At 56.2% G+C, this 5,634-nt stretch carries 3 rRNA genes; all 3 read left to right on the forward strand.

From position 1 onward, the window contains the following. Nucleotides 1-227: 227 nt before the first annotated feature. The 3 genes from IE200_RS20430 to rrf all read left to right on the forward strand — a co-directional run bounded on the left by IE200_RS20430 (nucleotide 228) and on the right by rrf (nucleotide 5,627). A 16S ribosomal RNA gene (locus IE200_RS20430) occupies nucleotides 228-1,742 on the forward strand. 514 nt (nucleotides 1,743-2,256) lie between these two features. Then, nucleotides 2,257-5,387: ribosomal RNA gene (locus IE200_RS20435) — 23S ribosomal RNA — on the forward strand. Between the two features lie 122 nt (nucleotides 5,388-5,509). Next, a 5S ribosomal RNA gene (rrf, locus tag IE200_RS20440) occupies nucleotides 5,510-5,627 on the forward strand. Together the 16S, 23S and 5S rRNA genes form the textbook arrangement of a ribosomal RNA operon. The last annotated feature ends 7 nt before the right edge of the window (nucleotides 5,628-5,634 follow it).

The raw sequence follows: 5,634 nt of genomic DNA on the forward strand, positions 1-5,634 counted from the left end.
GGGTGCGTCTGATTCTTGAGAACTCAACAGTGTGTTTGATTAGTCGACGAATTAGTTTGTTATGCCCCGTTGATGTCAACGTGTGCCTGACCGTTTGGTTGGGTTGTTGGTGTCGCGGTTTCTTTGACAATGATTCTGACAGATGTCAGTTTTGTTCAGTCAGGGGATGTGGCTCTTATTGATAGTCGCTGCTCGTGGCCTTTGTGGTTGTGGGTGGTTGATGGTTTTCGATGGAGAGTTTGATCCTGGCTCAGGACGAACGCTGGCGGCGTGCTTAACACATGCAAGTCGAGCGGAAAGGCCACTTCGGTGGTACTCGAGCGGCGAACGGGTGAGTAACACGTGAGTAATCTGCCCTTGGCTTCGGGATAGCCACCGGAAACGGTGATTAATACCGGATATGACCATCTTTCGCATGATTGGTGGTGGAAAGTTTTTCGGCCAGGGATGTGCTCGCGGCCTATCAGCTTGATGGTGAGGTAATGGCTCACCATGGCTTCGACGGGTAGCCGGCCTGAGAGGGTGACCGGCCACACTGGGACTGAGACACGGCCCAGACTCCTACGGGAGGCAGCAGTGGGGAATATTGGACAATGGGCGGAAGCCTGATCCAGCAACGCCGCGTGAGGGATGACGGCCTTCGGGTTGTAAACCTCTTTCAGCAGGGACGAAGCGCAAGTGACGGTACCTGCAGAAGAAGCACCGGCCAACTACGTGCCAGCAGCCGCGGTAATACGTAGGGTGCGAGCGTTGTCCGGAATTATTGGGCGTAAAGGGCTCGTAGGCGGTTTGTCGCGTCGGGAGTGAAAACCAGGTGCTTAACACCTGGCTTGCTTTCGATACGGGCAGACTAGAGGTATTCAGGGGAGAACGGAATTCCTGGTGTAGCGGTGAAATGCGCAGATATCAGGAGGAACACCGGTGGCGAAGGCGGTTCTCTGGGAATTACCTGACGCTGAGGAGCGAAAGTGTGGGGAGCGAACAGGATTAGATACCCTGGTAGTCCACACCGTAAACGTTGGGCGCTAGGTGTGGGGTCCATTCCACGGATTCCGTGCCGCAGCTAACGCATTAAGCGCCCCGCCTGGGGAGTACGGCCGCAAGGCTAAAACTCAAAGGAATTGACGGGGGCCCGCACAAGCGGCGGAGCATGCGGATTAATTCGATGCAACGCGAAGAACCTTACCTGGGTTTGACATACACCCTGCCGCTCCAGAGATGGGGCTTCTTTTGGGGGTGTACAGGTGGTGCATGGCTGTCGTCAGCTCGTGTCGTGAGATGTTGGGTTAAGTCCCGCAACGAGCGCAACCCTCGTTCTATGTTGCCAGCACGTAATGGTGGGGACTCATAGGAGACTGCCGGGGTCAACTCGGAGGAAGGTGGGGATGACGTCAAGTCATCATGCCCCTTATGTCCAGGGCTTCACGCATGCTACAATGGCCGGTACAAAGGGCTGCGATCCCGTAAGGGGGAGCGAATCCCAAAAAGCCGGTCTCAGTTCGGATTGGGGTCTGCAACTCGACCCCATGAAGTCGGAGTCGCTAGTAATCGCAGATCAGCAACGCTGCGGTGAATACGTTCCCGGGCCTTGTACACACCGCCCGTCACGTCACGAAAGTCGGCAACACCCGAAGCCGGTGGCCCAACCCTTGTGGAGGGAGCCGTCGAAGGTGGGGCTGGCGATTGGGACGAAGTCGTAACAAGGTAGCCGTACCGGAAGGTGCGGCTGGATCACCTCCTTTCTAAGGAGCACGCACCCCGACCACTGGCGAATGTCTGGTGGCGCATGGTGGTGTCTCACTAGTGGAACGTCGACTGTCAGCTGTCTGCCCTGTTGTGGGGTGGGTGGTCTGGTCGCGCTGCCTGGCATTGGCTGGGGGCGTGGTTGAGCACACTGTTGGGTCCTGAAGGATCAGCCGGCATCGGCCTGTTTCTCCGTCCTGTTTGTGGGGTGGGGGGTGGGTGGGTGTGGTTGGGCTTCTGGTGTCTCCCTTCGTCCGAGGTCTCCTGTGTGGGGGTTGAGGGGGTTGGTGGGGTTGTTGTTTGAGATCTGCATAGTGGACGCGAGCATCTTTGTGACTGCTCTGACTGATGTTGTTCGGCCGGTTGGTCGGGTGATGGTTGGTTGGGGTGTAGTTGCAAGTGGCATGATCCATCTCCTTGTCTTGAGGGTGGGTTGTGCCGGTTTGCTGGCCTGCCTCTTTGATTGGGGGGTGGGTTGGTGTTTGTCTTTTGTGTGTTGTCTTGACGTTGTTGAGACAAGCTATGAAGGGCACATGGTGGATGCCTTGGCATCAAGAGCCGATGAAGGACGTTGGAGCCTGCGATAAGCCCTGGGGAGTTGGCAACCAAGCTGTGATCCGGGGGTGTCCGAATGGGGAAACCCAGCACGAGTCATGTCGTGTTACCTGCACCTGAACACATAGGGTGTGTGGAGGGAACGTCGGGAAGTGAAACATCTCAGTACCGACAGGAAGAGAAAACAACAGTGATTCCGAGAGTAGTGGCGAGCGAAATCGGATGAGGCCAAACCATGTCTGTGTGATACCCGGCAGGGGTTGCAGGCATGGGGTTGTGGGACTGCTCATGGTGTGCTGCCGTGCACCGAGGAAGTAAGAAACCAGTGTGGAAGTCGAAGTCGGTTGGAAAGCCGTACCGTAGAGGGTGATAGGCCCGTAGACGTAAAGCGCTGGCTTCCGAGCATCATCCCAAGTAACACGGAACCCCTGAAATTCCGTGTGAATCTGGCGGGACCACCCGTTAAGCCTAAATACTCCTTGATGACCGATAGCGGACAAGTACCGTGAGGGAAAGGTGAAAAGTACCCCTGGCGGGGAGTGAAATAGTACCTGAAACCGTGTGCCTACAATCCGTCGGAGCCTTCAGCTTGCTGGGGGTGACGGCGTGCCTTTTGAAGAATGAGCCTGCGAGTTTGCGGTGTGTTGCGAGGTTAACCCGTGTGGGGAAGCCGTAGCGAAAGCGAGTCCGAATAGGGCGATTCAGTAGCGCGCTCAAGACCCGAAGCGAAGTGATCTATCCATGGGCAGGTTGAAGCGTCGGTAAGACGACGTGGAGGACCGAACCCACTTAGGTTGAAAACTGAGGGGATGACCTGTGGATAGGGGTGAAAGGCCAATCAAACTTCGTGATAGCTGGTTCTCCCCGAAATGCATTTAGGTGCAGCGTTGCGTGTTTCTTGCCGGAGGTAGAGCACTGGATAGCCGATGGGCCCTACAAGGTTACTGACGTTAGCCAAACTCCGAATGCCGGTAAGTGAGAGCGCAGCAGTGAGACTGCGGGGGATAAGCTCCGTAGTCGAGAGGGAAACAGCCCAGACCATCAGCTAAGGCCCCTAAGCGGTGACTAAGTGGAAAAGGATGTGGAGTCGCATTGACAACCAGGAGGTTGGCTTGGAAGCAGCCACCCTTGAAAGAGTGCGTAATAGCTCACTGGTCAAGTGATTCCGCGCCGACAATGTAGCGGGGCTCAAGTCATCCGCCGAAGCTATGGCATTCAGCGAATACATCAGCATCGACTTGATCGGTGTTCAGTGCGCTGGATGGGTAGGGGAGCGTCGTGTGGGCAGTGAAGCGCCGGAGTGATCCAGGTGTGGAGGCCACACGAGTGAGAATGCAGGCATGAGTAGCGAATCACGGGTGAGAAACCCGTGCGCCGAATGATCAAGGGTTCCAGGGTCAAGCTAATCTGCCCTGGGTAAGTCGGGACCTAAGGCGAGGCCGACAGGCGTAGTCGATGGACAACGGGTTGATATTCCCGTACCGGCGAAGTTGCGCCCATGACGAACCTGGCGATGCTAACCACCCGAAGCTCATCGGACCGGACCCTTCGGGGCGAGGCTGGTGGGTGGAGCGTGGGACCCGAGCCAGTAGTAGTCAAGCGATGGGGTGACGCAGGAAGGTAGCCCAACCACAGCGATGGTTGTCTGTGGGCAAGCGTGTAGGGCGTGGTGTAGGCAAATCCGCACCATCCACTTCAGTGTGGAGCCTGAGACGTGACGCGGAGCCATATATGGCGAAGTGGGTGATCCTATGCTGTCGAGAAAAACCTCTAGCGAGCAACGAGCCGCCCGTACCCCAAACCGACTCAGGTGATCAAGTAGAGAATACTAAGGCGATCGAGACAACCATGGTTAAGGAACTCGGCAAAATGCCCCCGTAACTTCGGGAGAAGGGGGGCCCGGATCGTGAACCCACTTGCTGGGGGAAGCGTGAAGGGCCGCAGAGACCAGGGGAAAGCGACTGTTTACTAAAAACACAGGTCCGTGCGAAGTTGTAAGACGATGTATACGGACTGACTCCTGCCCGGTGCTGGAAGGTTAAGAGGACCGGTTAGGCGCTTCGGCGCCGAAGCTGAGAATTTAAGCCCCAGTAAACGGCGGTGGTAACTATAACCATCCTAAGGTAGCGAAATTCCTTGTCGGGTAAGTTCCGACCTGCACGAATGGAGTAACGACTTTCCCACTGTCTCAACCATGGACTCGGCGAAATTGCACTACGAGTAAAGATGCTCGTTACGCGCGGCAGGACGGAAAGACCCCGGGACCTTTACTATAGTTTGGTATTGGTGTTTGGTACGGCTTGTGTAGGATAGGTGGGAGACTGTGAAGTCCACACGCCAGTGTGGGTGGAGTCAACGTTGAAATACCACTCTGGTCGTACTAGATGTCTAACCTAGGTCCGTTATCCGGATCAGGGACAGTGCCTGATGGGTAGTTTAACTGGGGCGGTTGCCTCCTAAAATGTAACGGAGGCGCTCAAAGGTTCCCTCAGCCTGGTTGGCAATCAGGTGGCGAGTGTAAGTGCACAAGGGAGCTTGACTGTGAGACAGACATGTCGAGCAGGGACGAAAGTCGGAACTAGTGATCTGGCCACGGCATGTGGAAGCGTGGTCACTCAACGGATAAAAGGTACCCCGGGGATAACAGGCTGATCTTCCCCAAGAGTCCATATCGACGGGATGGTTTGGCACCTCGATGTCGGCTCGTCGCATCCTGGGGCTGGAGTAGGTCCCAAGGGTTGGGCTGTTCGCCCATTAAAGCGGCACGCGAGCTGGGTTTAGAACGTCGTGAGACAGTTCGGTCCCTATCCGCCGCGCGCGCAGGAAACTTGAGAAAGGCTGTCCCTAGTACGAGAGGACCGGGATGGACGAACCTCTGGTGTGCCAGTTGTTCTGCCAAGAGCACGGCTGGTTGGCTACGTTCGGAAGTGATAACCGCTGAATGCATCTAAGCGGGAAGCACGTTTCAAGATGAGGTTTCCCACCCAACAATGGGGTAAGGCCCCCCACAGAACATGGGGTTGATAGGCCGGAGGTGTACAGCAGTAATGCCCAGCCGACCGGTACTAATAGGCCGAGGGCTTGTCCCAACCACGTACAAGACCACACACGCGCAAGACGAACACACATGTTCGCGTCCACTAGGCAGTTCCCAACCAACAAACCCAGACCCACCTGTGGGTCAGAGCGTTTGACAACTGGTTGAAAGAGTTACGGCGGCCATAGCGAAACGGGAAACACCCGGTCCCATACCGAACCCGGAAGTTAAGCCTTTCAGCGCCGATGGTACTGCAACCGAGAGGTTGTGGGAGAGTAGGACGCCGCCGGACAAACATT

The organism is Nocardioides flavus (ex Wang et al. 2016), assembly GCF_014653115.1.
GTDB lineage: Bacteria > Actinomycetota > Actinomycetes > Propionibacteriales > Nocardioidaceae > Nocardioides > Nocardioides flavus.